This is a genomic window from Serratia sp. NGAS9 (assembly GCF_009905295.1).
Classification (GTDB): domain Bacteria; phylum Pseudomonadota; class Gammaproteobacteria; order Enterobacterales; family Enterobacteriaceae; genus Serratia; species Serratia bockelmannii.
This window is the reverse complement of the sequence record NZ_CP047605.1, coordinates 1752332-1777637: the sequence shown is the minus strand read 5'-3', so window position 1 is coordinate 1777637 and position 25306 is coordinate 1752332. Positions and strand designations below refer to the sequence as shown.

Genomic DNA, 25306 nt, shown 5'->3' with positions numbered 1-25306 from the left:
AAAGGGCGCTCTATGCGCCCTTGATTATTTCTGCCGGGAAATAATCGCTACCACACTGCCGGCTCTTCGCGCAGGAACGGGTTGGTCTGGCGCTCGTGGCCAAAGGTCGACATCGGGCCGTGGCCAGGAATAAAGCGCATATCGTCGCCCAATGGCAGCAGCTTGGTGCGAATAGAGGCGATCAGCGCCTGATGGTCACCGCGCGGGAAGTCGCTGCGCCCTACGCCACCGTTAAACAGCACGTCGCCCACCAGCGCCAAACGCGCTTGCTCATTGATAAAGACGATGTGGCCCGGCGTATGCCCGGGGCAGTGCAGCACCTTGAGCGTCATTTCGCCCACCTGCATCTCATCACCTTCTGACAGCCAGCGAGTCGGCGTCAGCGGCGCACACTCTTCCAGCCCGAACATCCGGCTCTGCGCCGGCAAACCATCCAGCCAAAAAGCGTCTTCTTTATCCGGGCCGTAAATCGGCACCTGATAATGGTCCGCCAGCTCCGCCGCCGCACCAACATGATCCAAATGGCCGTGGGTCAGCAAGATCTGAGTGATCATCACCCCCTGCTGCGCGACTTCCGCTTTGATTTTTTCCGCTTCACCGCCGGGATCGACCAACGCCGCTTGCTGCGTGTTTTCACACCAAATCAGGCTGCAGTTCTGGCTAAAAGCGGTAACGGGAATAAGATGGTATTTCATAAGGCTCCAACGACAATAACGCCGCTTCCGCAAGGGACGGCGTTATTCACTGACGGCACAGCGGTTACCAGGTCCGAACCGGGCCGGTATCGATGTGTACGAAGTTGCTACGTGGGTAATATCCTACACCACCGGCGCGCATTTTTAACGCCGCTTTACGGATATTACTCAATTGGATACCTTCGATATGGAAATCCATCGCCTGGCCCTTGGTGTGGTAGCTGTGCTTGGCCACGCCGCGGCTGTGTGCGCGCAATTCGTTGTTGGTATCTACGGAACGGTATCCGGAGATCAGCTGCACCGGCTTGCTGGTGCCCAGCAGCCCCTGCAGACGATAAAGGTGATCAAACAAGCGGGGATCGATCGATTTAACCTTGTTGGCGCGATAATCGCGGAACAGATGATTTAACCGCACCAACTCTTCTTTATTGTAACCTTTGCCGTCAAAGAACTCGGCTTTAATAGATTCACCGGTATTCAGGTTATTCAGCACTAAAATACGCGGTCGAGCGGTGGAAAGACTGGCAAACGCCTGCCCTGGAAGCAGCGCTATGCCCATAGCAGCGCCACCTAGCGCCAGCCATTTACGGCGGTGATGATCAATTTTGTCCATGACTCTGTTAAACCCGGCAAGAATGTCAAAATAAATGCACAAAGCAGCGCACTGTCCGAACCATAACCGCCTGCGTATGCTGAGTCAACCCGCGATACGCCTAGGTTTACAGGCCCCCGGCTACGGGGGCCTGCGGTATAGCCAAACATTCTGACCGTTATTTATTTATAATTACTGCATTTACTGCATTAATTTTTTGGCCTGAGCCAAAATTTGTGCGCCCGATCGCACCGTATTATCATAATTGTAAATATCTGTACGGAATTGCGGTTGGCCGTCATCCGAAACCCAGGCGGTCAGATAATACAGTTTTACGGGAATACGTTGGCGAATATTCACATAAGTGGTATTCCCCTCTTTCAGTGTGGAAGACACGCGGCTGTTGTTCCAGCCGGCGTCCTGCAGCAGCATATTCGCCAAATCGGACGCCTTGTTCACCCTCACGCAGCCGGAGCTGAGCGCGCGGATGTCTTTCTGGAACAGGCTGTGGTTCGGGGTATCGTGCAAATAGATAGCGTCCGAGCTCGGCATATTGAACTTGAAGCGCCCCAGCGAGTTGGTCGCTCCCGGCGCCTGACGGACGCGATACGGGAAGTTACGCGCAGAGACCATGCTCCAGTCGATCATAGACGGGTTGATCACTTCTGCATCGTTGCTCCAGCCCGACAGCACGGTATAGCCGTGTTTCTGGAAATAGTTACCGTCGCGCATCGCCTTCGGCACGATATCCTCACGCACCAGCGTGGTCGGCACGTTCCAAGGCGGGTTGACCACCACGTTGTTCAACGCGCTGCTCATCAGCGGCGTCTTGCGGCTCGGCCGCCCGACGATAACGCGGGAGGACAACACTTCGTTGCCGTTCTGATAGTAGGTCAGCGAGTAATTGGGAATGTTCACCATAATGCCGGTGCCGACATGCCCCGGTAAAATTCGCAGACGTTGGATATTCAACGCCAACAGCGCGGCACGGGTTTTCGGTGACACGTTGAGCCACTCGCGAGTGCGTACGCCGATCACGCCGTCCGCCGTCAGCCCCTGCCATTTCTGGAAGCGCTTGACGCCCTCCGCCAGCTCGTCGGTATAGAGATTGTCGCTCACCACGCTGCCGATCTGCGGCGGCGTCTGTTCCGCGGTCAGCTCCGTCACCGGCGCCGCCGATGGGCTGACCGTCACGCGGCTTTTCTCTTCGTCTACCGTCAGCCCGCCGTCGTCGGGCTCATTGCTCTTCGCCGAGACCACCGCCGGTTCCGCTTCCGCTTCCGGCGCCGAGGTGGCCAGCATACCGGTGCGCGTCAGGATCTCACGCAGCGCCGGGATATCATTGCTCATTTGGCCTGGGCGCAGGCTCGGGCCACTGCCCACCTGGGGCCAAGGGCGATTGTCCGCCAGCAAGTCGCGCAGCGCCTGATGCATCTTGGCGTATTGCGGATGTTGCGGCGCGAGCGAATTCACGTAGCTCAGGGTACGCGCCTGGCGCACCGCCAGCTGCCACTGATTAATCACTGCGGTGGGCGGCAAGCCAAGCTTGTAGGGAATATTGCTGTACAGCCAGTTGTTGCCGTTGGCGCCGATCGCGGACACGAACTGCAAATAGCCCAGCATCGCATCGGACAACACCACATCGCGGCCCACTTCATTGAGCGCCGGATCGGTCAACATCTTCACCCACTGGGTGAACTGCGGCTGCACGCCGGACATCGCCAGCTCGGCCAGCTGCTGCTGAAACTGCTGAACGGCTTCGCGAGCCTGCCACATCGGCTGCATATGGTTCGCCGCATACAGCGGCGCCAGCGTGGACAGGTAGTGCAAATCCATGCCGCGCGGCAACGCGGCCAGCAGTTCAGAACGGCTCTGCGCAACGGACATGCCTGCTGATGCCACTGGTAACGCCGCTACGGTGGCCGATGCGGAAAACGACGACACAAGACTACAGGCGATAGCGCCACTCAGCGCCAAACGTCGTAGAGAGTTTCCCTTTTTAAGCAACATCCCTTGCCCCCTGTATGCTCACAAAAAAAACGTCAAAAACTGCATATAGTTTCAGTATACAAACAGAAAGGCCGTTTCGCCCTGCGGGCGTCGAATTACTGTTTATCTGATTAAACTAACCGCTTTTCAACGGATAAAAAAGCAGGACTATCATCCACGCGTACAAAAAAATAGCCACCCTACGGCGGCTATTTTCGGATTTTTAGGGCGTTTTTCTGCCTTACTGCGTTTCAACCGACGCAGTACCCAGCGCCGGCGGCTCGCCGGCAAAACCGCGCAGCCCCACCACGTGCACATGCTCGTGGTTCTGGAACACCTTACGCACCAGTTTATAGGTGGTGCCCTTCTCTGGACTGATGTTTTCCGGCGCCGCAATGATAAGCTGCATCTCCAAACGGTCGCACAGTTCGAACAGCGTGGCGATCGACTTGGCATCCAGACGCGCCGCTTCATCGAGGAACAGCAGGCGACACGGCGAGATGTCTTTGCCGCGCAGACGGCGGGACTCTTCTTCCCAGCTCTGTACCACCATCACCAGAATTGACATCCCGGTACCGATGGCCTCACCGGTAGACAACGCGCCGCTTTCCGCACGCAGCCAGCCGTCGGAGCCACGGTACACTTCCACTTCCATCTCCAGATAGTTGCGGTAGTCCAGCAACTCCTCGCCGATGGTCTGTGGCGTGCGCTGCCCCATGTCGATCTGCGGATTCAGGCGCTGGTAAAGCTTGGCCAACGCTTCGGAGAAGGTCAGGCGGTTACTGTTAAACAGATCCTGATGTTGTTCCTGTTGCTCAGAGAGCACGTCCAACAGGGTGGCGTGCGCTTCTCGCACATTGACGTTCAGGCGCACGCTCTTCACCTGGCCGAAGGAAACGGCCTGCAGCCCCTGGTTCAGCATGCGAATACGGTTCTGTTCGCGCTGAATGGTTTTGCGAATGATGTTGGCCACGCTTTTCGAACTGATCGCCAGCTTCTGCTCGCGCGCGGTCAGCTCTTCGGTTAGACGGCCCAGCTCGATCTCCATCTGCTCGATGGCCTCGACCGGGTCGTCGGTGCGAATGATGTCCTGGCGGATACGCTCGCGCAGGTGTTGGTACACCGCGATATAGAACTGAATCTTGCGCTCCGGCCGCTTCGGATCTTCCGACAGGCGCAGCACGTCTCGCAGGTGTTCGTTGTCCGCCACGGCCAGACGCAGCGCACCGAGCGCCTTATCCGACATCGAACGCAGCTCGTCGCCATCCATATACGCCAGCTCGCGGCGATGCAGGCGGCGTTCCACGCCATTGTCTTTCACCAGACGCATCACCGCGCACCAGCCCGCCTTGGCGGTCACCACCTGCTCGCGCAGCTGATGATAGTCGCGTTCCAGCTTGCGCAGTTTCTTCTGCAGGCCATCCATTTCGGCTTCGCAGAAGGTCAGCTGTTTCTCCAACTGATTGCGACGAGCACGGTTGTTGCTCAACGCCGTATGCAGCTCGTCGCGGCGCTGGCGCGCACGCGCTTCGGCGTTGGCGTCGGCCTGCACGCCGATATCTACCAGCTCCTGGCTCAGCTCTTTCAGCATGTCGCGCTTGGCGTCATACGAACTTTTCAGCGAGGCCAGCACCTGGCTGTACTGGGTGAACTGGGTTTGATACTGACGCAGCTGTTCACGGGCACGGGCGCGTTCGGCTTCCGCCTGCTCCAGGCGCTGACGCAGCTTGTCGTTGAGATCGTTGTTGGCATTCTGCATGCCGGCGGAGTCGGTATAGCTGAAATGCGCGCGGCGCTGCACCACTTCCGTCAGCGCGAACGCCTGCTGTTTGGCCTGGCGCTGCACGCTTTGCGCCTGCGCGTAGTCCTGCTGCAGCTGTTCATGCTGCTGCGGATCGCTCTGCAGCACCGACAGCAGCGGCTCCAGCTTGGTCAGCGACACGCCGTGCTGCTGAATATGACGCGCGGCGTCCTGCGCCTCTTCCAGCTCTTCGCGGATCTCGTCGACACGATCCTGCAGCGTTTCATCGTTCAGCAACGATACCAGCGGCATCAGGCGGTTGAGCGCGGAAATGCCCTCTTTGGCCTGATCGTACTGCTGACGCTGCTGCTGGTTCTGCGCTTCGTGATTGTTCAGCGCGCGTTCGATTTCGCCACGGCGGGCGCTCAAACCGCGGATCTCCGCTTCCGGGTCAGCGTCGAACGCCACCGCCAGATGAGTGCCGATAAAGCGGCTGAAGGCCTGGTGTGAACGCTGGGTTTTCTGCACGTCGAACGACAGCGTGGCGTAGCGCTCCGCCAGCGTTTCACGCTCGGCATGCAGCACTTCCAGACGGTTTTCGCGCGCCGCGCGGCCGAACAACGGCACTTCCGGATAACGAGAATAACGCCACTGGCGATCGGCGATCTTCACCACCACCGCTTTGTCCTGCTCTTCGACGGCGAACACGCTGTCATCGAACGACTGCGGATCCCCTTCGATCAGGTAAAGATCTTCCGGGCAATCTTCCAGCCCTTCAAGCATTTCGCGCACCAGCGACAGATCCGGCACCACGATGGCGTGGCGCGAAGGGCCGTACAGCGCCGAGAAGTAAGGCGCGTCGTCGATGGTGACATCATCGTAAATTTCCGACAGCAGCACGCCGCCGAAACGTTCGGCCAGCGTGACCAGGCGTTGATCTTCCGCGCCGCCCGGCTGGCTGAGACGTTCGATCTGCGCTTCCACTTCACGTTTGCGGGCCGCCACTTCGTCGCGCTCGACGGTGGTTTCACGCTCGCGCTCCAGCAGCTGCTGCATGTATTCGGTCACCTGCTGGCTGTTTTCCAGCGGCTCTCCGCTCTGATCGCTGAGCTGGCCCAGGGCGTCCTGCGCCGCCAGCCACACCGGGGCACGCGCCGTCAGCTCACGGATGCGCTGCTGGATCTGCTCCAGTTCCTGGCGCATCTCCATACGGCGTTCACCGGCTTCGCTGACATTCTGCGACAGCGCTTCCAGGCGCTCTTCCAGCTCCTGTTGCAGCATGTCGAGATCGTCCGGCTGGTACTCTTGGCCATGGCGTTTGCAAAATTCGTTCAGCAGGCGTTCGGCGTCCTGCTGCGAGCGCAGGCGCTGTTCCAGTTCGCTCAGGCGCAAACGCAGCGGCTGAACGCGCTCGGCGAGGTGTTGCTGCGAAGGCCAGTCGCGCAGCAATTCGCGCGCGCACTGCCAGGCTTCGCTGCGGCTGACCTGACCGGCAATTTTACCCACCAGCTGATAGGCCTGTTCAAACTGGCCGTGTGCGGCGTCGGCCACGCTCAGCTTCTGTTCCAGCATCAGCAACGCTTCGGTCGCTTCCTGCTCGCGGGCCTGGAAGGTGTCCAGCCACTGTTCGGCGTTGTCGGCGGTCAGGTTCGGCAGTTGGCACAGCGCGCGCGCGCGCTCCAATGCCTGCAGCGCCTGTTGGTACTGAATGGCACGGGTCTGCTGCACGTCGAGCGCCTGCTGGTAGTCGGCCAACTGGCTCTTCAGTTCGTCCACTTCCAGCTCGGCCGCTTCGGCGCGCGCCTCGTTTTCGGCCTGCTGCTCGCTCGCCTCGGCCACCACTTCGTTCTGCTCTTCCAGACGGTAGGTCAGCTCTTCCAGATCGGCTTCATAGCGTTCGATCTTCTCCTGCTGACGCATCGCCGTCTGCACCAGATTTAGGTGGTCGCTGGCGGCCTGGTAATCGGTTTCCAGATCGGATTCGGCGCCGCTCTGTTCGCTCAGCTCGCGCGCCATTTCCACATGGCGATACTGTTCGGCGGCCAGCTGCTTGCGGCTGCCCAACAGATCGCTGCGCAGCGCCAGCGCGCCGTCCAGATGGATGCGGCGTTCGTTGGCGTGGCGCATATAGTCCGCCGCCACATAGGAGGTGGCCTCGGAGATCAAATGCTTGAACAGGTCGCGATCCGACTGGGTGACGCGGATTGCTTCCAGCGTCATGCGGTTTTCGCGCAGCGCCGCTTCCATGTCCTGGAACGCCTTGCGCACGCCGCTGTTTTCCGGCAGCAGGTAATCGCGCAGCGAGCGGGTGATGGCGCTGGAGATACCACCGTACAGCGACGCTTCAATCAGACGGTAGAATTTGCTGCGATCGGCGGACGAACGCAGGCGTTTCGGGATCACGCCCAGATCGAACATCAGCGAGTGGTAATCGGTGATGGAGTTGAACTGTTTGAACTGCACGCCCTCCATCTCTTCCACGCGCTCTTTCAGCTCTTGCAGCGACAGCACGCGCGCCTGGCGATCGCCCACGGTCTGGGTCAGCAGTTCGGTCGGCTGTACCGCGGTCGGCAGGCCCTGGATGGTGAAAGGTTTGATGTCGACCTTACGATCGCGCCCTGCCACCTGCTGCAGGCGCACACCGACCACCACGCGCTGGTGGCGCGAGTTGACGACGTCGAGGGTGGAGTAACACACGCCGGCACGCAGCTTGCCGTGCAAGCCTTTGTCGCGCGAACCGCTGGTGGCGCCCGCTTCGGTGGTGTTACGGAAGTGCAGCAGCGTCAGGTCGGGGATCAGTGCGGTGACGAAGGCCGCCATGGTGGTGGACTTCCCCGCCCCGTTACCGCCGGACAGCGTGGTCACCAGCTCATCCAGATCAAAGGTACGGGCGAAGAAACCGTTCCAGTTAACCAGCGTCAGCGAGCGAAATTTACCGCGTTCAATCATTCCTGTTCATCCTCTGCACCGTCAGGAGCGTTATCAACCTGCTGATCCTCAGCGTCATTCTCATCGTTCAGCGACAGGCTGGTTTCAACCGGCATCGCCTCGCCGTCGCGAATCATGCGCAGCTGCGCTTCACGCGGATCGTCGCCGCTGCGCACGTCGGCGCCGAAGCGGAACACCGCCTCGGTAATGCGGAACTTGCTGCTGTCATTGCCCATGAAATAGACCATGCCGAGGCGGCGCAGGCGGTTCAGCGAGGTGCGCACCTTCTCGTGCAGCTTCTGCCGATCGAGATCCGAACCGGTGGAACGCTGGTTGACGAACTTCAGCAGCTTGTTCTCATCCGCCAGGCTCAGCAGCTCGTCGTACAGCTCCTGATGGCTGAAAATGCCTTCGTGCGCCAGGCGCTCGGGGCTGAGATACAGGTAGCACAAGATCTTGCCGACCATCATATCCAGCTCGGACAGCACCGAACGCGGGATCAGCGTGGTGGAGCGCGGGCGCAAATAGAAGAAACCTTCCGGCGCCCGAATCAGCTCGACGCTGTAACGGTTGTAAAATTCTTCCAGCTCATCCTGGAAATCCATTAAAAAGGCGTGGTTGTCCAGTTCATCGATACCGATGTGACGACCCGCGCGCAGTTGGCTATCCAGCGCCGGGAACAGCGAGTTGGACAGCGCCTTGGCCAGCTTGACTGGCATTACTTGTTCAATATTTGTCGATGACATGGGCCTGGACCTTGGCTCCGTAATCATTGATTGCCTGCCATTCCGCCGGCAACCCTGAGAAATCTGCTTCAGCCACACCGAGGCGCACTGCCTGGTCGACCACTAAACGTGCCACGTCGAAATGACGCGCACGCGGATATTGCGCCAGGTAATCGCGCATCACCGCTGCAAGATTGAGCGGCATCTGCTGTTCCTGGTACACCTTCAGCGCCTCTTCGATCATCGCCGCCAGCTGTTCGCGAATTTCGCTGAACTCTTCGAACTCCAGATCCGGCGGCAGTTCCCCGGTCACTTCCTCGCTGCGCAGCGCCAGTTCTTCGTCGCGCATGTCCAGCAGACGATCGGCATTGGCATGGGTCAGCGCCCACGGGTGGTCGAAATAGGTTTGCACCGACTGGCGCAAGCGTTGGGCGAACACGCGGTTTTTATCCATATCGATAGCGGTACGAATAAATTTATGGACGTGGCGATCGTAGCCGATCCACAGGTCGATCGCCTGCTGACCCCAGCTGATGATGCGATCCAGCTTGCTCTGCAGATCGAACACCAGCTTGTCGACGAAGCCGAGCTCCACGTTGCCGAGGGTTGCGTCCTGGATGCGCAGCAGATTGGCCTGCAGCTTGTCGCCCGCCGCATCCAGCGTATCCTGCAGTTCGCGCAGGGTGCCCGAGGTTTCCGACAGCAGCATTTCGCAGCTGGAGATCGCCGCCCGCCAGTCTTTGCTCAGCAGCGCCGCGATGTCGTTTTTCACGCTCTGCTGCTGCTCGTCCATCACACGTTGCGTCATGTCGATGCTGTCGAAGATTTCCGCCACCGAATATTTCAACGGCGCGAACACGTTGCGATGCCAATGGAAATCGTCGCCGCCCTCGTCGGCGGCATCGGCGGCGCGTTTGAGTTCCTGCGCCACGATCGACAGCTGCATCGACAGACGCAGCGTGGAGAATTCGCGTTGGCGAATATAGTAATCGGTAATGCCGATACCCAGCGGCGTCAGGCGGTAAATCGCGTTGCCGTCCGCCAGTTCGCTGGTAAAGCGGTTCAACAGGCGCTGGCGCACCATGTCGTTGATCGCATTGTTGGCGCGCATCGCCACCGTTTCATGCGTCTGTTCAAAACCCTTGCTGACATGGCGAAATGCATCAACCAGCTCACCTTCGCTCATCTCGCCGTCCAGCCGTTCGCCGTTCAGGGTGGCGATGGCGAGCAGAAATGCGAGACGCTCCGTAGGGAGCGAAATAGAGAAATCATTTTTCCGTGCCCAGGCGACCAGTTCGGGTACTGTCTGGGAAAATTCACTCATAGTTCGTCCTTCAGGTTTGGTTTATGCGCCATGACGTGAATATAGCGCCCCAAACTCACGTACGGCTCCTGCCGGCAATAGTGCTGTTCAAGCGCCAGTAACTCTTCAAATTTTTGTGTTTGCAGCTGTCTGCTCTGCAGGTAGTCGTGAAACACCCGCACGCCGGTTTTGCCGCTGATGCGCATGCCCAGCTGTTCCAGCCAGCCGTAGACCAATAGCGGATCGTGCGGATATTGTGGCGACAGCGAACGCTTGCGGCGCCGTCTGACTTCGGGATCCACCAGTTGGAAGTTACCCAACACCACGTTACGCATCAAGAGGCCGTTAGCGTTGAAGAACATCAGCGACAGCGCGCCACCCGGCGTCAGACAATCACACAATGCCTGCAGTGCCGCTTCGGGTTCTGCGATCCATTCAAGCACTGCATGAAACAATATCAGATCAACCGGCTGTTCCAAATGTTGAGCGATATCCTGCGCAGAACTTTGTACGAATTGCATGTTCTGGCTCACACCTTTCTGCTCCGCCAGCTGCGCGGCGCGCTGGATCATCTCACCAGAAAGATCGCACAACAACACCTGATGTCCTAATTCTGCCAGTTGGCAGGCCATATGGCCTTCCCCGCCCCCGGCGTCAAGGATGCGCAGCGGCCGCTGCGGCAACTGCGCCAGCAGCCCGGTCAGATCCTGCCAAACCACCGCCTGGCGGATTTTTCCTTTCGTGGTGCCGTAAATATTACGCGCAAATTTTTCAGCAATATCGTCAAAATTGCGATCCTGCATGGACAACGGCTCCGCTGATCTCATTCTTGCGGCGGCAAAGCGCACGCCCATTCAAACCTGCTATTTTGGCACAGACTGGCTTAGAATGTATCTTCTTGCGGCCTGTTTATGCCTGGATGCCGCTTTTTCACCCAAAAGGATCTGATTTTCGATGCTGTTCAACCTGAAAAAGTTCTTTGGCGCCCTGCTGATGCCGCTACCGCTGTTGATGCTGCTGATGGGGCTGGCGCTGTTACTGCTGTGGTTCACCCGTTGGCAAAAAAGCGGTAAGACGATTTTCACGCTGAGCTGGCTGTTTTTACTGCTTTTCAGCCTGCAACCGGTGGCCGACCGACTGCTGCGGCCGATCGAAGCCGAATACCAGACTTATCGCGGCAACGATCCGGTCAGCTACATCGTGGTGTTGGGCGGGGGCTATACCTACAATCCCGACTGGGCACCTAGCTCGAACCTGCTCGGCAACAGTCTGCCGCGCGTGACGGAAGGCGTGCGGCTCTACCTTGCGCATCCCGGCGCCAGGATGGTGTTTACCGGCGCGTCCGCCGGACGCATGCAAAGCAACGCCGCCACGGCGGCGCTGGTAGCCGAAAGCCTGGGCGTGCCGCGCAGCGATATGGTGATTTTGAGGGAACCGCGCGATACCGAGGAAGAAGCCGCTCAGGTCGCCAAGTTGGTCGGCGAGCAACCGTTCATTCTGGTGACCTCCGCCAACCATCTGCCGCGTGCCATGCGTTTCTTCAAGGCTAAAGGCCTGCACCCGATCCCAGCACCGGCCAACCAGTTGGCGATCGACTCGCCGCTGAATATCTGGGATCGCGCCACACCGTCGTCGATGTTCCTCGGCCATACCGAACGTGCCTGGTATGAAACGCTGGGCAGCCTGTGGCAGTGGCTGAAAGGCGCGGATAGCGCCGGCGCCGAGTAAAACCCGTTCAACCGGCCAGCCAGGGCAGCAGCTGTTGCGACGCATAGTCGAACGGCCGCCGCTCCAGCTTGCCGGTATGGATCAAACGCCCTACCGCTTCCCACACCACGTATAGCCAGCGCCGCGCAAGGAAAGCGTCGGCGACCGGCGCCCGCTGCAGATAGCTGAACAGCAGTTGGCTGGGCATGCCCGGCTCGCAAAGGCGGAAAAGATCGTATTCGCGCGGCGCCCACAGCACCACACCGGGATTGAGCATCGCCAGCAGTTGATCGCTTTTGGGATCTTTCAGCATACTGCGCAGCGACAGGTTGCCGTGCACCAGGACGCAGGGATCGTCGAAGCCGACGAAGAAATGAGTCAGCGCTTCGCGCGTGCGATACAGCAAACGCCGATCCGCCATGGTCAGCTGCGGGGTAGTGAGATTGACCACCGTCGCCCACAGCACTTCAACCCGCTGTTGATACCAACAAAACCAGTCGTTCTCCTGCGTGCTGTCAACGCTGCCGACGCTGCCGTGACTGTCGATGCGGTGCCAGGCCAATACCCCGTCGACGATCTGCTCCATCAACATGTTCCAGCGATCCGGCGAACGCGTTGGCGCTTCGGCCGACACGCCGCGCAGGCGTTCGATCAGCAGGATTTCCGTATACGGCGCCTGGTGGGTGCACACTACGCCGTACACCGTCGGCAGGCGAATATCCCCGTCGCGCGCCAACATCGACAACTTATACGCCTCCTGTTGGGCAATACCCTGACAGATAAAACTTTTCGCCATCAGCGGGATGGCGTTGCCCTGCCGATCGTACAGCGAATACATATGCGCATAAGGCTGCTCGCTCACCCGCTCCAGCCGGCTGATGGACTCACCCAGCACAATGCTCAGTTCTGCGCGTAACTGCTCCATAAGGCATTCACCTCAGGCTAATATGGGGGATGCGTAACATCATCGAACGGTGAGCGGAAAAATTCTTCAACGCAGATCAACAAAACGGGGATCAATATGGGAGGTATTACATCGTCGGCGCGTTGCGCGCCGCGCCGACGAAATCAGGCTCAGGGTTGAATGCTGTCGCGCACGCGCTGGAGATCTTCCGGCGTATCGACCCCCACGCTCGGGATCGCTTTCGCGACCGCCACGTGGATTTTTTCACCGTACCACAGCACGCGCAGCTGTTCCAACAGCTCGATCTGTTCCAGTTGGCTCGGCGCCCAGCTGACGTAGCGGCGCACGAAACCGGCACGGTACGCATAGATGCCGATGTGACGCAGCAGGCTGTCGCCGATGATCTCTTTCGACGCAGCGAAACGTTCACGATCCCACGGAATGGTGGCGCGTGAGAAATAGAGTGCGTAGCCCTGTGCGTCCATTACGACCTTCACCGCGTTGGGGTTGAAAGCCTCTTCCGCGCTCTCGATCGGCACTGCCAACGTCGCCATGCCGGCCTGGCTGCCCGCCAGATTCTCTGCGACCTGACGCACGATCACCGGTGGGATCAGCGGTTCGTCGCCCTGCACGTTAACGATGATCTGGTCGTCGGCAAAGCCGTAGTGCGCGATCACTTCCGCCAGACGCTCGGTGCCGGAATGGTGATCCGGGCTGGTCATGCACACTTCGCCGCCGGCGGCTTCCACCGCTTTGGCGACCTCAAGGTGATCGGTCGCCACGATGACGCGGCTGGCGCCGGACTCACGGGCACGCTCCATCACGTGCACCACCATCGGCTTACCGTGAATATCGGCCAGCGGTTTGCCCGGCAAACGGGTTGAGGCGTAGCGGGCGGGAATAATAGCGATAAAACTCATGCGTGCTTCTCGTCCAGCGACAGCGCACGCGCTTCATTTTCCAACAGCACCGGGATGCCGTCGCGCAGCGGGTAAGCCAACCCGTCCGCTTTGCACACCAGCTCCTGGTTTTCTTTATTGAAATAGAGTTTGCCGTTGCATACCGGGCAGGCAACGATTTCGAGTAAACGGTGGTCCATGCATCCTCCGCAAGGGGATTGGTCATCTGGGAAAGGCAGTGAGGATAGCATAACGCCCGGCCTCAGGTTAATCATCGGCGGCACCAACCCGCCGATATTTCCTCACCGCGCCGGCGCAACAGCTTGAACTGCGGCGCATCCCGGCGTAGAATTTTGTGATACAAATCACAAAAAGGTAGTCATACGTGATCAAACGTCTGCATAAAATCATCGCTCTGTTCGCTAACTTCAGCCACTGAGCCCCTTTGTAACGAGCGACGCTTAACTTCGTTTTACCCCACCGACGGCGTCGCTCGTTATCCCACTTCCCAGCCGGCACCCCATTCAGCGGCCAACACCGCCGGAATGTCGCCCAGCGCGACGCGTTGTGCACCGTGCCATTTGGCCGTGCGCGCGATGGCCTGTCGGATATCTTGCGTTCTCTGTTTGCCGAAGCGCACCTGCGGCTCCGCATGGAAGCTGATGATCTCGAAGATGCCCTGGCGACGGTGCGCCTTGGCGTCAATCCGCCCCACCAGCTCGCCACGATGCAGCACCGGCAAGGTGAAGTAGCCATAGCGACGTTTTTCTTTCGGCGTGTAACACTCTAGCCGATAGTCAAAGTTGAACAGCTCGAGCGCCCGACGGCGATCCCACACCACCGGATCAAAAGGCGAAAGCAGGCTGGTGACCGTCGATTTGAGTTTGCCCTGCTCCGCCAGCGGCAGCAATTCCGCCAGTGATTCATGCACATAGAATTGTCCTTCCAGCCCCTCTACCTGCACCGGCGTAATCTCGCCCTGTTCCTGCAGCGCTGCCAGCAAGGCTTTTGGCGCCACGCGCTTCAGCCGATAGTAGTCCGCCAACCACTCGGCGCGGAAAATGCCCAGATAGCGGCAGGTGCGGCACAGCATCTGCCGGCGCGCCTGCTCCACAGGCAGCGTATGGCGCGCATCGTCCCAGGCCGGCAGCAGCCTTTCGGTCAGATCGTAAACCCGGTGGAAGTTGCGACGTTCGGCCACCATCAGCTTGCCGGCGGTAAAAAGAATTTCCAGATGACGTTTCTCCGGTTTCCAGTCCCACCACCCGCTGTTGCCCTTCTTCTCGGCGCTGAAATCGGCGGAGCGCACCGGCCCCTGTTGTTCGATGTGCCGCAGCAGGTTGTCCATCGCGGCCTGGTGCTGCTGCACCCAGGCGGCGGAGTATTTCCAGCCCATATCATGCGGCGCCAGCATGCGGTGGCGCAGCAGGCCAAAATCTTCGATCGGCAGGAAACAGGCCTCGTGCGCCCAATACTCGAACAGCTTGCGGCCGGCGAGCGCCTGCTCAAGCCACTCCGGCTGATAGGCTCCCAAACGGCTGAACAGCACCAGATACGGGCTGCGAGCAACGACGCTAATGGTATCGATTTGTAACAACCCCATGCGCTGGATCGCACTCAAGACGTCATCGGGCCGAGCCTGGCGTTTAAGCGGAGAAAGCAGCCCCTGGGCGGCAAGGTGCAGCGCGCGAGCGGCGGTAAGGGAAAGGGTCGGGATGGTCATCCTGATATCCGTGGCGAGTAGGCAATGGCCTGATAATAGTGGATATCGCGGGATTTATCTTCGCCAGTGCTTGCGGGTGGCGACACCGGCACTGGCGAGGAAGGTGGGTGCGATCAGAACGCGATAACGTCTGCCGCGGACAGCCCATGCGAGCTGCGATAGATCGAGAACTCAACGTTCTGACCTTCGTTCAACGACTTATTTTTGGTGTTGGCGATAGCGTTGCGATTGACATAGATTTCGTCGCTGCCATCTACCGGTGAAATAAAACCATAGCCTTCGGCCTGATTAAACCATTTCACACGGCCCATTTTTAACACAGTATTTTTAAACATAACTTATATCCTTTTACTTGAGCATCCTTGACAACGTCATTTTTTATATTGTCTGGACGCTACCAGCCCATCCTAAAGTTTTTCGTAACAAACCTCTCGTGAGCAAAAAATTAAAAAACCCGCACGAAGGCGGGCTTGTTGAACTTAATATCTTCCGCATGATTCAGCGCTGAGGCATCACCATGGTTGTATTAAGATCTCTTATACGCGTTCCCTGTCTTCTTACAGAGCAACTACGTTAGCGGCAGCCGGCCCGCGCGGGCTGTCCTGGATGGTGTACTCGACACGCTGGCCTTCAGCCAGGGTCTTGAAACCGTCGGTCATAATAGCGGAGAAGTGTACGAATACATCTTTGCCGCCGTCGTGCTGCTCAATGAAACCAAAACCTTTGCTTTCGTTGAACCACTTAACTTGACCCGTCTTCTTAGACATTACTTTTACCTTTAAATATATTTACAAAACCTGCCATAAGAGGCAATTGTGGCCATGTCAGAAACATTACTTATGGGAGGTACTTAGAAGGTTCGTCTTTGAAGCGGAATCGGATGATAACGTTTTTGGAGGAACTGCTTAACTCTAAACTCGAACATAAATAGGTCTGGATTACAGGCCGACTTGCATTTACTCATAAAAATGACGAATGCACAAGAGGTTTATTGCCTTTAATTCATAAATACGCCGAATTTATTTTTATCCCCATGAATATACATGACTTAATTTAACGCTCGCCGCGGCCGATCCACCGCGTTCTTCTCCTCACCGGGGCATCGTTTGCCCGTCCGTGCGCTACAAATGAGAGCTAACGCATAAAACTCTAATATGCTTGCCACGTCTATAACAAATCCCAAATCAGATGGCTAAACTTGAGGGGAAAACAAGGCAGACGGCTTTTTCGCCAGCACTTTTGCCGCTAAAAACACGATTTTTCAGATTATGCTGAATCAAGGAGCTATGCGCATGACCGCCCAGCAGTTCGTTTCACCTAATGAAATCCGCGCCAGATTCTCTCACGCGATGTCGGACATGTACCAAAAGGAGGTACCGCTGTACGGCGATCTGCTGGAGCTGGTGGCGGAAACCAACCGACAGGTTCTGCGCGAAGATGCCGCACTGGCTCATCAACTGCAAATCACCGGCGAGATCGAACGCCTCGCGATGGAGCGCCACGGCGCGATCCGGGTCGGCACTGCTGGCGAACTGGCCACCCTGCGCCGTCTGTTCCGGGTGATGGGCATGGCGCCGGTCGGTTACTATGATCTGTCTGTGGCGGGCGTTCCCGTGCACTCGACCGCCTTTCGCGCCGTACACGAAGACGCGCTGCAGGTCAGTCCGTTCCGCGTATTTACCTCCTTGCTTCGCCTGGAGCTGATAGAAGACCCCGCGCTGCGTGAGCTGGCTGAGCGCTTGCTGGCGCGCCGCCGTATCTTTACCGATCGCGCGTTGGAACTGATCGCGCTGCAGGAAGCGCAAGGCGGGCTGAATGAGGTGCAGGCGCAAGAATTTGTCGAACAAGCGCTGGAAACCTTCCGCTGGCACAACCAGGCGACGGTCAGCGCAGAAGAATACCGGCAGCTACACGATCAGCATCGACTGATCGCCGACGTGGTGGCGTTTAAAGGGCCGCATATCAATCATCTGACACCGCGCACGCTGGATATCGATCGCGTTCAACAGGCGATGCCCGCCCGCGGTATTACGCCCAAAGCGGTCATCGAGGGCCCGCCGCGCCGCCGTCGCGCGATCCTGCTGCGCCAGACCAGCTTCAAGGCGTTAGAAGAACGCGTCGATTTCGTTGAGCGCGACGGCCACGCTATCGCCGGTCACCACACAGCGCGGTTCGGCGAGATCGAACAGCGTGGTGTGGCGCTGACGACGAAAGGACGCGAACTTTACGATCGTCTTCTGCAGGCCACCAACGATGCGCTGCAGGCGCCGCCGAGCGAGAAAAATGCCGAACGCTATTATCAGTTGCTGGAAGAAAACTTCCGGGCGTTTCCGGATGATTACGCCACGCTGCGCGAGCAACAGCTGGCCTGGTTCCGCTATTTCCCGACCGAGTGCGGCCTGGCGGCCAAAGAATCACTGGATAAGCACAGCACCCTGGAGCAACTGATCGAGAAAGAACACGTTCGCTTCCAGCCACTGGTGTATGAAGATTTTCTGCCGGTCAGCGCGGCGGGGATTTTCCAATCGAATCTGGGGGACAGCCGCCATACACAGTACAATGCGGCGTCAAGCCGGGCAGCGTTTGAACACGCGTTGGGCAGTGAGGTGATCGACGAGCTGGCGCTGTATCAGCAAACCCAGCAGCGTTCGCTGGAAGCCTGCGCGCAAGCCCTGGGGCTTGTCACGCTGGCGTCCTGAGGTTACTTAGCCAGTAGAGACTCGATATCCTGCAGCAGTTGCTCAGCCTGAGCGGAAGGTAGCACCGCATCAACCGGTAAATACCACCAATTAGGCTGGGCAAAGGCGCGGCATTTCACCGCGTCCTTCTCCGTCATCAGCAGCGTTTGCTCTGCATTAACCAACGCCGCCAGCTGCGCCTGCTGATATTCCTGATGATCGGCAAACGCCACTTCCTGCACCACCTCGACGTTCAGCTTTTCCAACGTCGCGAAGAAACGCGGCGGATGGCCGATACCCGCCATCGCCACCACGCGCGGCAGCTCGGCCGCCGGACGACGTTCACCGCTCAGCAGGTTCACTGCGTCACGCGCCTGCAGACGCATAGCAATTTCTCCGGCCTGCGCCACGCCGCCATTGGCGACACGCGCATCGACGCTGCCAAGCCGCGCAGCACGCTCACGCATCGGTCCGGCTGGTAACCACCAGCCGTTACCGAACCGACGCACACCGTCGATGACCACCAGCTCGAAGTCACGCTGTAAAGCATAGTGCTGCAAGCCGTCGTCGGTGATGATCACATCCAGCGGCTGTTGTTGCAGCAGAGCCTGCACCGCCTCGGCGCGCTTGGGCGCGATCGCCACGGGCGCCCCGGTACGCTGATAAATCAGCACCGGCTCATCCCCCGCCTCGCGGGTCGATGTATTCTGACCCAGCACCAGAGGATAGACCGCCGACTTGCCGCCGTAGCCGCGCGACACCACCCCAACGCGGTAGCCCCGCTGCTGCAGGTGTTCCACCAGCCAGATCACCATCGGCGTTTTGCCGTTGCCGCCGGCGGTGAGATTACCCACCACCACCACCGGCACCGGCGAACGCCAACTTTTACGCAGGCCGCAGCGGTAACTGAGGCGGATCAGCCAACTGAGCAGACCATACAGCCACGAGAGCGGCAATAGCGCCAGATAAAGCAACGAACCGCCGGACCAGATGCGCTCAATCATTATTGACCAAACTGCATACGGTGCAGCTGCGCATAAGCGCCCTGCCGCTCAAGCAACTCGGTGTGTTCGCCGCGTTCGACGATGCGACCATCTTCCACCACCAGGATCTCATCCGCCTTCTCAATCGTCGACAGGCGGTGCGCGATCACTAATGAAGTACGGTCTTTCTGCAACTCGTCCAGCGCAGCCTGAATGGCCCGCTCGGACTCGGTATCCAGCGCAGAGGTCGCCTCATCCAGGATCAGGATCGGGCAGTCGCGCAGCAACGCACGCGCGATGGCGATACGCTGACGTTGGCCGCCGGACAGCATTACGCCGTTCTCACCGATCACCGTATCCAGGCCGTTCTCCATCTTGTTGATGAAGTCCATTGCGTACGCCATTTCGGCCGCTTTCTCAATCTGCTCGCGGCTGTATTCACTCTCGCGTGCATAGGCAATGTTGTTGGCGATGGTGTCGTTGAACAGGTGCACGTTTTGCGAGACCAGCGCTACCTGATTGCGCAGCGAGGCCAGGGTATATTCGCGCAAATCGTGGCCATCCATCAGGATTTCGCCTTCTTGGATATCGTAGAAACGCGTCAACAGGTTGGCGATGGTGGATTTACCCGAACCGGAACGGCCCACCAAGGCGACGGTCTTGCCTTCGGCGATTTTCAGGTTGATATCACGCAGCGCCGGCGTTTCCTTAGATGGGTAGTAGAAAGTGACGTTACGGAATTCGATATCGCCTTTCGCACGCTTCACTTCGCGGGTGCCGGTGTCTTTTTCCTGTTCCATATCCAAAATGGAGAACAGCGTCTGGCATGCCGCCATCCCGCGTTGGAACTGGGCATTGACGTTGGTCAGCGACTTCAGCGGGCGCATCAGCGCGATCATCGATGAGAACACCACGGTAATGGTACCGGCGGTCAGGGTTGCCATCACGCTTGGGAAGCTGGCGGCAAACAGCACGAACGCCAGCGCCAGCGAAGCGATCAGCTGAATGATCGGATCGGAAATCGAAGACGCGGAAACCAGTTTCATGCCCTGTTGACGCATGCGGTTGCTGACAGAGTTAAAGCGCTCGGTTTCCACCTGCTGGCCACCGAAGATCAGCACTTCTTTATGGCCTTTCAGCATCTGTTCGGCGCTGGTGGTCACCTGCCCCATCGTGTTCTGCATGTTCTTGCTGATGTTGCGGAAACGCTTGGAGACCAGGCGAATAGCGATGGAGACGATCGGCGCCAGCACGATCAGGATCACCGACAGCTGCCAGCTGTAGTAGAACATCATGATGAACAGGCCAATGATCGAAGCCCCTTCACGCACCACGGTCACCAGCGCGCTGGACGAGGAGGAAGCTACCTGCTCGGAATCATAGGTAATGCGCGACAGCAAAGTCCCGGTGGACTGCTGATCGAAGAAGGCCACCGGCATTCTCATCATGTGGCCAAACAGGCGGCGACGCATCTGCATCACCACCATGCCGGAAACCCAGGAAATGCAGTAGCTTGAAACAAAGCTGGTTACGCCGCGCATCAACATCAGCGCGATGACGGCCAACGGCATCCACACCAGCACGCTGCTGTCGGTTTTTCCAAACCCATCGTCCAATAGCGGTTTAAGCAGAGACAGCATCAGCGTGTCCCCCGCTGCGTTCATAATCAACGCAATGGCGGCCACAATCAGCCCGGTCTTAAAAGGAGTGATCATCGGCCAGAGTCGACGGAATGTCTGCCAGGTCGAGAGATCTTTATCATTCATCATGCAAATACCAGCATCGGAAGAAATAGCGGCCTATTTTACTCATTATCACCCTCTACGCCAAACCGCTGATGGTACCAACGGGGCATTAATTGTTCGCGAAAGCCTTTAATTTGCCAATCATTGTCGAAAAAAAGTACCGATAACTGGCCGGAGCGCGTCGTATCGCGCCATATAATGCCATTTGCCCGGTATCTGGCGACCACTTTGCGCGCCGGCAAACGCCATTTGTTGTAACGAGATGCTGACGCCAATGCCGCCTGAGGATTGATCGCGCGCAGAAACGGCGGCGTGGAGGAGGTTCTGCTGCCATGGTGCCCCACCTGCAGCACCGTAGCCGCCAAGCGATCGCGCCGTAACCGGAGCAGCTGCGCCTCCGCTTTTTTTTCCGCATCGCCGGTGAGCAACAGGCTGTATTTCCCGTCGTCGATACGGATCACGCAAGAGTCGTCATTGCCCGGCTTTTTACGCGTTTTCGGCGGCCACAGCACCTCGAATTGCAACGCCTGCCAGCGCCAGCGCTCACCGGCGACGCAGGGCAAGTGCCCCTCCCCGCGCATCGGGCTGCGCACCGTAGCCTGTGGAAACACCCGCCGCACAGCAGGCACCCCACCGGTATGATCGAGGTGGTCATGGCTGATAATGATCTGTTCCAGTTCAATACCCCGCCAGTTCAGCATTGGCAAAATATGCCGCTCGGCGGCACTGCCACCCGGCCAACGATCGCCGGTATCATACAGTACTCCCTTACCGTTTTGTTCAATGACCACCGCCAAACCGTGCCCGACATCAAGCATATCGACTCGCCAGCGGTAAGTCGGTTCTTTTTCCCGCCACAGCACGCAGCATATCGCTATCGTCGCCAGTCCCGACGCATAACGCCACCACCAATGAAAGCGCCAACAGACGACGATGAGCCATCCCGCCGCGCTGGCCAACAGCGAAGCCGCCCCCAAATCCACCCAACCACGTTGCAGGTAATTCAGAGGTACAAATACCCACTGCAGCGTGAAGTCCGCCAGCCACCATAGTCCGTAGCTTAACGAGGGAAAGAAACCGAACATCACCGCCAGCAAAATCAGCGGCACCGTCACCAATGAGACAATCGGTACCGCCCACAAATTGGCCGGCAGCGAGGTCAGCGTCAGGCCCAGAAACAGCGCGGCCTGCATCGGCACCAGCAGCAACGTCATACCGAGCTGAATATGCAGCCAACGCACCGGTGCCCAATACCAGGCCGATCGGAATCGCTCGCCGAGCGGTGCCCATTCGAACCAAAAAATCAGGCACCCCACCGCCAGTACCGACAGCCAGAAACTGTCTGACAAGACCGCCAGCGGATCGCACAGTAAAATAAGCCCGACACACCACAGCCACACTTGCCAAGAAGAACAATGGACGCCGCGCAAGCGCAGCAGCATCCAAAGCGTCATCGCCAACGCGGTGCGCACCGCCGGCGGCTGGGCGCCTACCAACCAGACATAGATCAGCGTCGCCAGCCAGCCCGCGACCAGCGGAAAGCGATAGCCAATTAGATGAGAAGGAAGAAAAAGCTGCAGCGCACGCAATGTAACCCAGAACAAGATGGCGACCATCGCCACATGCAACCCTGAGATTGCCATCAAGTGCGCGATGCCGGTTTTCAACATCAGCATGCGTAAAGCCTGCTCCAGTGCGGTTCGCTCCCCAAATGCCAACGCCAGCAATACTGCCTTGTAACGCAGCTCGCCGATATTGGTTTCCGCATGGCTGATTATACGCTGGCGTAGGCCGCAATCGCCATCCAGCAAACGAGCCTGCCTGACTTGGCCAGTTAACGGCTGGCGCTGCGCGATCGCCCAACGTTGGCTGTCGAAGCCGCCTTCATTGAGTTTGCCATGCACCGGCCGCAAACGCAGTTTCAATTGCCAACGCTGCCCGGCGCACAGGCGCTGCTGTTCCGGGGCCCATAGCGTGGTAAACGTCAATGCAGGTACCAACCAATGACCATCTATCCGCTCGATGCGCATCAGCGCCTGTTTACTGGCGGCGGGCTTCAGCGCGATGCTGCTAACCTGCACCACCGCCGTCACATCCGGCCCGCGACTTAAGCGCTCCACTTGTCCAATCAGGCTTCCGGCGTTGAAAACCGCCCACGCGAACCCCAATCCCAGGCAGGCCAAATAACGGCAAAACGGCCAACGGATGCGCAGCAGTAAACCGGCAACAAGCAGCATCGGCCACAGCTGCCATTGCTCAGGCAACTGCGGTAAAACCAGCAGCGGCAGGATGCCGCAGATAACGGCGAATATCGCCAGATCCAGCGAAATTTTGATCGCTCTTCTCCCATCGGCTCCGCCATGAGCAAAAGCGCGTCATGGCAAGCAAGCAGGATCATTCAGCCGACATGTCACCGCCAGCGGGCTTTAATGAAGATGCGGTGAACATGGCAGGATAAGAGAGATCTATGCAGGAGCCACATCGTAAATGCGGCGCGGTGCGCAATTCCTAAGCGGAGCAGGGAGAACCGCAGGCGAAAAAAAACGGCGCCTTAAAGGCACCGTTTTATATTCTTTTCAAGCAACAACGCTATGAGCAGTCAGCGACTAGCCATAGATATTGGCGCGGTCACGCAACTCTTTACCTGGTTTGAAGTGAGGAACGTACTTGCCGTCCAGCTCAACTTTGTCACCGGTTTTCGGGTTGCGACCTACACGCGGGGCACGGTAGTGAAGAGAAAAACTGCCGAATCCGCGGATCTCAATGCGTTCGCCCTCGGCCAGCGTAGCGGCCATGTGCTCAAGCATCTCTTTCACTGCATCCTCAACGGCCTTCGCCGGAATATGAGATTGCTGGCCAGCAAGTCTTTCAATAAGTTCAGACTTGGTCATAGTACCTCCAAGCTTTGCAGCTAAACTACCGTATCGGGGCGGTCAGAAACCGCCCCCCGTCATTACTCGCCTTTAGCCGCTTTGAAAGCTTCAGCCATTGCGTTAGAGAAGTTGCCTTCTTCCTGTTTGTTGTTAACAGTTGCGATGGCGTCTTTCTCGTCAGCTTCGTCCTTAGCACGTACGGACAGGCTTACAACGCGGTTCTTACGGTCAACGCCGGTGAATTTAGCTTCAACTTCGTCACCTACGTTCAGAACCAGAGTTGCATCTTCAATGCGGTCGCGAGAGGCTTCAGATGCACGCAGGTAACCTTCTACGCCGCCTGCCAATTCAACTGTAGCACCTTTGGCGTCAACTGCAGTGACTTTACCAGTAACAATAGCACCTTTCTTGTTCATAGACAGGTAGTTATTGAACGGGTCTTCAGCCAGCTGCTTCACGCCCAGGGAGATACGCTCGCGCTCTGCGTCAACTTGCAGAACAACCGCAGCGATTTCGTCGCCTTTCTTGTATTCACGTACTGCTTCTTCGCCTGCAACGTTCCAGGAGATGTCAGACAGGTGAACCAGGCCGTCGATGCCGCCGTCCAGGCCGATGAAGATACCGAAGTCAGTGATAGACTTGATTTTACCTTCAACGCGGTCGCCCTTGTTGTGGGTCTCTGCGAACTGCTGCCATGGGTTGGATTTGCACTGCTTCAGGCCCAGGGAGATACGACGACGTTCTTCATCGATGTCCAGAACCATCACTTCCACTACGTCGCCCACGTTAACAACTTTGGACGGATGGATGTTTTTGTTGGTCCAATCCATTTCAGAAACGTGTACCAGACCTTCAACGCCTTCTTCGATTTCTACGAAGCAGCCGTAATCAGTCAGGTTGGTTACACGACCAGTCAGCTTGGTGCCTTCTGGGTAACGTTTCGCGATAGCAACCCATGGATCTTCGCCCAGCTGTTTCAGGCCCAGGGAGACACGAGTACGCTCGCGGTCGAACTTCAGCACTTTAACAGTGATTTCATCGCCAACGTTGACGATTTCGCTTGGGTGCTTAACGCGTTTCCAAGCCATGTCAGTGATGTGCAGCAGGCCGTCTACGCCGCCCAGATCAACGAATGCACCGTAGTCAGTGAGGTTCTTAACGATACCTTTGACTTCCATGCCTTCCTGCAGGTTTTCCAGCAGTTGATCGCGCTCAGCGCTGTTCTCGGATTCGATAACCGCACGGCGAGAAACGACAACGTTGTTGCGCTTCTGATCCAGCTTGATGACTTTGAACTCAAGCTCTTTGCCTTCCAGGTGCAGAGTGTCACGTACCGGACGCACGTCAACCAGGGAACCTGGCAGGAACGCGCGGATGCCGTTCAGCTCGACGGTGAAGCCACCCTTCACTTTGCCGTTGATAACACCGGTTACAGTCTCAGCTTCTTCGTAGGCTTTTTCCAGCGTGATCCAAGCTTCGTGACGCTTAGCTTTCTCACGGGACAGCAGGGTTTCACCGAAGCCGTCTTCAACAGCATCCAGAGCAACGTCAACTTCGTCACCAACCTGGATTTCCAGCTCGCCCTGGGCGTTTTTGAATTGCTCAGCCGGGATGGCAGACTCAGATTTCAGACCGGCGTCAACCAGTACGATATCTTTGTCGATAGCAACAACGACGCCACGAACGATGGAACCCGGGCGGGTTTCGATTTCTTTTAAGGATTCTTCAAAGAGTTGAGCGAAAGATTCAGTCATGTTGTTAATCTTCAGGGTTCTTTAGTTTAACGTCCATTTAGCGTCCCGCCGAATGGGGTTGTTTCAC

General features: G+C 58.0%; 20 protein-coding genes. 2 read left to right on the top strand and 18 right to left on the bottom strand.

Translation table 11 applies throughout. From position 1 onward, the window contains the following. Positions 1–47: 47 nt before the first annotated feature. The 7 genes from GUC32_RS08540 to cmoM form a co-directional block, all read right to left on the bottom strand. Positions 48–695 (bottom strand): MBL fold metallo-hydrolase, encoded by a 648-nt coding sequence (locus GUC32_RS08540; protein ID WP_025302290.1) that lies wholly within the window; start codon positions 693–695, stop codon positions 48–50. A gap of 64 nt (positions 696–759) precedes the next feature. Further along, on the bottom strand, positions 760–1308 hold the full coding sequence (locus GUC32_RS08535; RefSeq protein ID WP_025302289.1) for a YcbK family protein: 549 nt from the start codon (positions 1306–1308) through the stop codon (positions 760–762). Positions 1309–1488: 180 nt separating this feature from the next. After that, positions 1489–3297, bottom strand: coding sequence for a L,D-transpeptidase (ldtD, locus tag GUC32_RS08530; RefSeq protein WP_197818971.1), 1809 nt, complete (start codon positions 3295–3297; stop codon positions 1489–1491). 220 nt (positions 3298–3517) lie between these two features. Then, a complete protein-coding gene (gene mukB, locus GUC32_RS08525; RefSeq protein WP_025302287.1) occupies positions 3518–7966 on the bottom strand; it encodes a chromosome partition protein MukB in 4449 nt (1482 codons plus the stop codon). Beyond that, positions 7963–8691, bottom strand: coding sequence for a chromosome partition protein MukE (gene mukE, locus GUC32_RS08520; RefSeq protein ID WP_004928226.1), 729 nt, complete (start codon positions 8689–8691; stop codon positions 7963–7965). Before mukE ends, mukB begins: the two co-directional genes overlap by 4 nt. Then, positions 8672–9994 (bottom strand): chromosome partition protein MukF, encoded by a 1323-nt coding sequence (gene mukF, locus GUC32_RS08515; protein ID WP_004928228.1) that lies wholly within the window; start codon positions 9992–9994, stop codon positions 8672–8674. Before mukF ends, mukE begins: the two co-directional genes overlap by 20 nt. Continuing rightward, on the bottom strand, positions 9991–10776 hold the full coding sequence (cmoM, locus tag GUC32_RS08510; protein WP_025302286.1) for a tRNA uridine 5-oxyacetic acid(34) methyltransferase CmoM: 786 nt from the start codon (positions 10774–10776) through the stop codon (positions 9991–9993). The genes mukF and cmoM overlap by 4 nt, the downstream gene beginning before the upstream one ends. A 151-nt stretch (positions 10777–10927) precedes the next feature. Here cmoM and elyC point away from each other — a divergent pair, with 151 nt between their 5' ends. Beyond that, complete coding sequence (gene elyC, locus GUC32_RS08505; protein WP_025302285.1) at positions 10928–11701, top strand: envelope biogenesis factor ElyC; 774 nt, start codon at positions 10928–10930, stop codon at positions 11699–11701. A gap of 7 nt (positions 11702–11708) precedes the next feature. Here elyC and GUC32_RS08500 read toward each other — a convergent pair whose 3' ends face one another. The 6 genes from GUC32_RS08500 to GUC32_RS08475 form a co-directional block, all read right to left on the bottom strand. Continuing rightward, a complete protein-coding gene (locus tag GUC32_RS08500) occupies positions 11709–12605 on the bottom strand; it encodes a YcbJ family phosphotransferase (protein WP_025302284.1) in 897 nt (298 codons plus the stop codon). Between the two features lie 149 nt (positions 12606–12754). After that, complete coding sequence (gene kdsB / locus GUC32_RS08495; protein ID WP_043137652.1) at positions 12755–13504, bottom strand: 3-deoxy-manno-octulosonate cytidylyltransferase; 750 nt, start codon at positions 13502–13504, stop codon at positions 12755–12757. Then, positions 13501–13683, bottom strand: a complete 183-nt coding sequence (locus GUC32_RS08490; RefSeq protein WP_004928237.1) for a Trm112 family protein — start codon at positions 13681–13683, stop codon at positions 13501–13503. The genes kdsB and GUC32_RS08490 overlap by 4 nt, the downstream gene beginning before the upstream one ends. Positions 13684–13979: 296 nt before the next feature. Further along, positions 13980–15206, bottom strand: coding sequence for a winged helix-turn-helix domain-containing protein (locus GUC32_RS08485; protein ID WP_049204253.1), 1227 nt, complete (start codon positions 15204–15206; stop codon positions 13980–13982). A gap of 113 nt (positions 15207–15319) precedes the next feature. Next, a complete protein-coding gene (locus GUC32_RS08480) occupies positions 15320–15541 on the bottom strand; it encodes a cold-shock protein (RefSeq protein ID WP_004928241.1) in 222 nt (73 codons plus the stop codon). A 222-nt stretch (positions 15542–15763) separates the two neighbouring features. Beyond that, positions 15764–15973 carry a cold shock domain-containing protein gene (locus GUC32_RS08475; protein ID WP_004928244.1) on the bottom strand — a complete coding sequence of 70 codons (210 nt, stop codon included), beginning with the start codon at positions 15971–15973 and terminating at the stop codon, positions 15764–15766. A gap of 525 nt (positions 15974–16498) precedes the next feature. Between GUC32_RS08475 and GUC32_RS08470 the strand changes: the two genes are divergently transcribed. Beyond that, positions 16499–17905, top strand: coding sequence for a VOC family protein (locus GUC32_RS08470; RefSeq protein ID WP_167324981.1), 1407 nt, complete (start codon positions 16499–16501; stop codon positions 17903–17905). Between the two features lie 2 nt (positions 17906–17907). On the opposite strand, the gene lpxK is transcribed toward GUC32_RS08470, so the two are convergent. The 5 genes from lpxK to rpsA form a co-directional block, all read right to left on the bottom strand. Beyond that, entirely contained in the window at positions 17908–18888 is a 981-nt protein-coding gene (gene lpxK, locus GUC32_RS08465) for a tetraacyldisaccharide 4'-kinase (RefSeq protein WP_060447467.1), read from the bottom strand. Then, the gene (gene msbA / locus GUC32_RS08460) at positions 18888–20636 is read right to left on the bottom strand and encodes a lipid A ABC transporter ATP-binding protein/permease MsbA (protein WP_025302279.1); all 1749 of its coding nucleotides are present in this window, start codon (positions 20634–20636) and stop codon (positions 18888–18890) included. The genes lpxK and msbA overlap by 1 nt, the downstream gene beginning before the upstream one ends. Positions 20637–20671: 35 nt before the next feature. Further along, positions 20672–22903 carry a ComEC family protein gene (locus tag GUC32_RS08455; RefSeq protein ID WP_369435775.1) on the bottom strand — a complete coding sequence of 744 codons (2232 nt, stop codon included), beginning with the start codon at positions 22901–22903 and terminating at the stop codon, positions 20672–20674. Positions 22904–23218: 315 nt separating this feature from the next. Beyond that, the gene (gene ihfB / locus GUC32_RS08450) at positions 23219–23503 is read right to left on the bottom strand and encodes an integration host factor subunit beta (protein WP_004928264.1); all 285 of its coding nucleotides are present in this window, start codon (positions 23501–23503) and stop codon (positions 23219–23221) included. 62 nt (positions 23504–23565) lie between these two features. After that, complete coding sequence (gene rpsA, locus GUC32_RS08445) at positions 23566–25239, bottom strand: 30S ribosomal protein S1 (RefSeq protein WP_004928267.1); 1674 nt, start codon at positions 25237–25239, stop codon at positions 23566–23568. Positions 25240–25306: the final 67 nt, after the last annotated feature.

What these genes read in the sequence shown, in the direction of transcription:
- GUC32_RS08540 (WP_025302290.1), bottom strand. Translation starts at nt 695, where the DNA reads ATGAAATACCATCTTATTCCCGTTACCGCTTTTAGCCAGAACTGCAGC.
- GUC32_RS08535 (WP_025302289.1), bottom strand. Translation starts at nt 1,308, where the DNA reads ATGGACAAAATTGATCATCACCGCCGTAAATGGCTGGCGCTAGGTGGC.
- ldtD (WP_197818971.1), bottom strand. Translation starts at nt 3,297, where the DNA reads ATGTTGCTTAAAAAGGGAAACTCTCTACGACGTTTGGCGCTGAGTGGC.
- mukB (WP_025302287.1), bottom strand. Translation starts at nt 7,966, where the DNA reads ATGATTGAACGCGGTAAATTTCGCTCGCTGACGCTGGTTAACTGGAAC.
- mukE (WP_004928226.1), bottom strand. Translation starts at nt 8,691, where the DNA reads ATGTCATCGACAAATATTGAACAAGTAATGCCAGTCAAGCTGGCCAAG.
- mukF (WP_004928228.1), bottom strand. Translation starts at nt 9,994, where the DNA reads ATGAGTGAATTTTCCCAGACAGTACCCGAACTGGTCGCCTGGGCACGG.
- cmoM (WP_025302286.1), bottom strand. Translation starts at nt 10,776, where the DNA reads ATGCAGGATCGCAATTTTGACGATATTGCTGAAAAATTTGCGCGTAAT.
- elyC (WP_025302285.1), top strand. Translation starts at nt 10,928, where the DNA reads ATGCTGTTCAACCTGAAAAAGTTCTTTGGCGCCCTGCTGATGCCGCTA.
- GUC32_RS08500 (WP_025302284.1), bottom strand. Translation starts at nt 12,605, where the DNA reads ATGGAGCAGTTACGCGCAGAACTGAGCATTGTGCTGGGTGAGTCCATC.
- kdsB (WP_043137652.1), bottom strand. Translation starts at nt 13,504, where the DNA reads ATGAGTTTTATCGCTATTATTCCCGCCCGCTACGCCTCAACCCGTTTG.
- GUC32_RS08490 (WP_004928237.1), bottom strand. Translation starts at nt 13,683, where the DNA reads ATGGACCACCGTTTACTCGAAATCGTTGCCTGCCCGGTATGCAACGGC.
- GUC32_RS08485 (WP_049204253.1), bottom strand. Translation starts at nt 15,206, where the DNA reads ATGACCATCCCGACCCTTTCCCTTACCGCCGCTCGCGCGCTGCACCTT.
- GUC32_RS08480 (WP_004928241.1), bottom strand. Translation starts at nt 15,541, where the DNA reads ATGTTTAAAAATACTGTGTTAAAAATGGGCCGTGTGAAATGGTTTAAT.
- GUC32_RS08475 (WP_004928244.1), bottom strand. Translation starts at nt 15,973, where the DNA reads ATGTCTAAGAAGACGGGTCAAGTTAAGTGGTTCAACGAAAGCAAAGGT.
- GUC32_RS08470 (WP_167324981.1), top strand. Translation starts at nt 16,499, where the DNA reads ATGACCGCCCAGCAGTTCGTTTCACCTAATGAAATCCGCGCCAGATTC.
- lpxK (WP_060447467.1), bottom strand. Translation starts at nt 18,888, where the DNA reads ATGATTGAGCGCATCTGGTCCGGCGGTTCGTTGCTTTATCTGGCGCTA.
- msbA (WP_025302279.1), bottom strand. Translation starts at nt 20,636, where the DNA reads ATGATGAATGATAAAGATCTCTCGACCTGGCAGACATTCCGTCGACTC.
- ihfB (WP_004928264.1), bottom strand. Translation starts at nt 23,503, where the DNA reads ATGACCAAGTCTGAACTTATTGAAAGACTTGCTGGCCAGCAATCTCAT.
- rpsA (WP_004928267.1), bottom strand. Translation starts at nt 25,239, where the DNA reads ATGACTGAATCTTTCGCTCAACTCTTTGAAGAATCCTTAAAAGAAATC.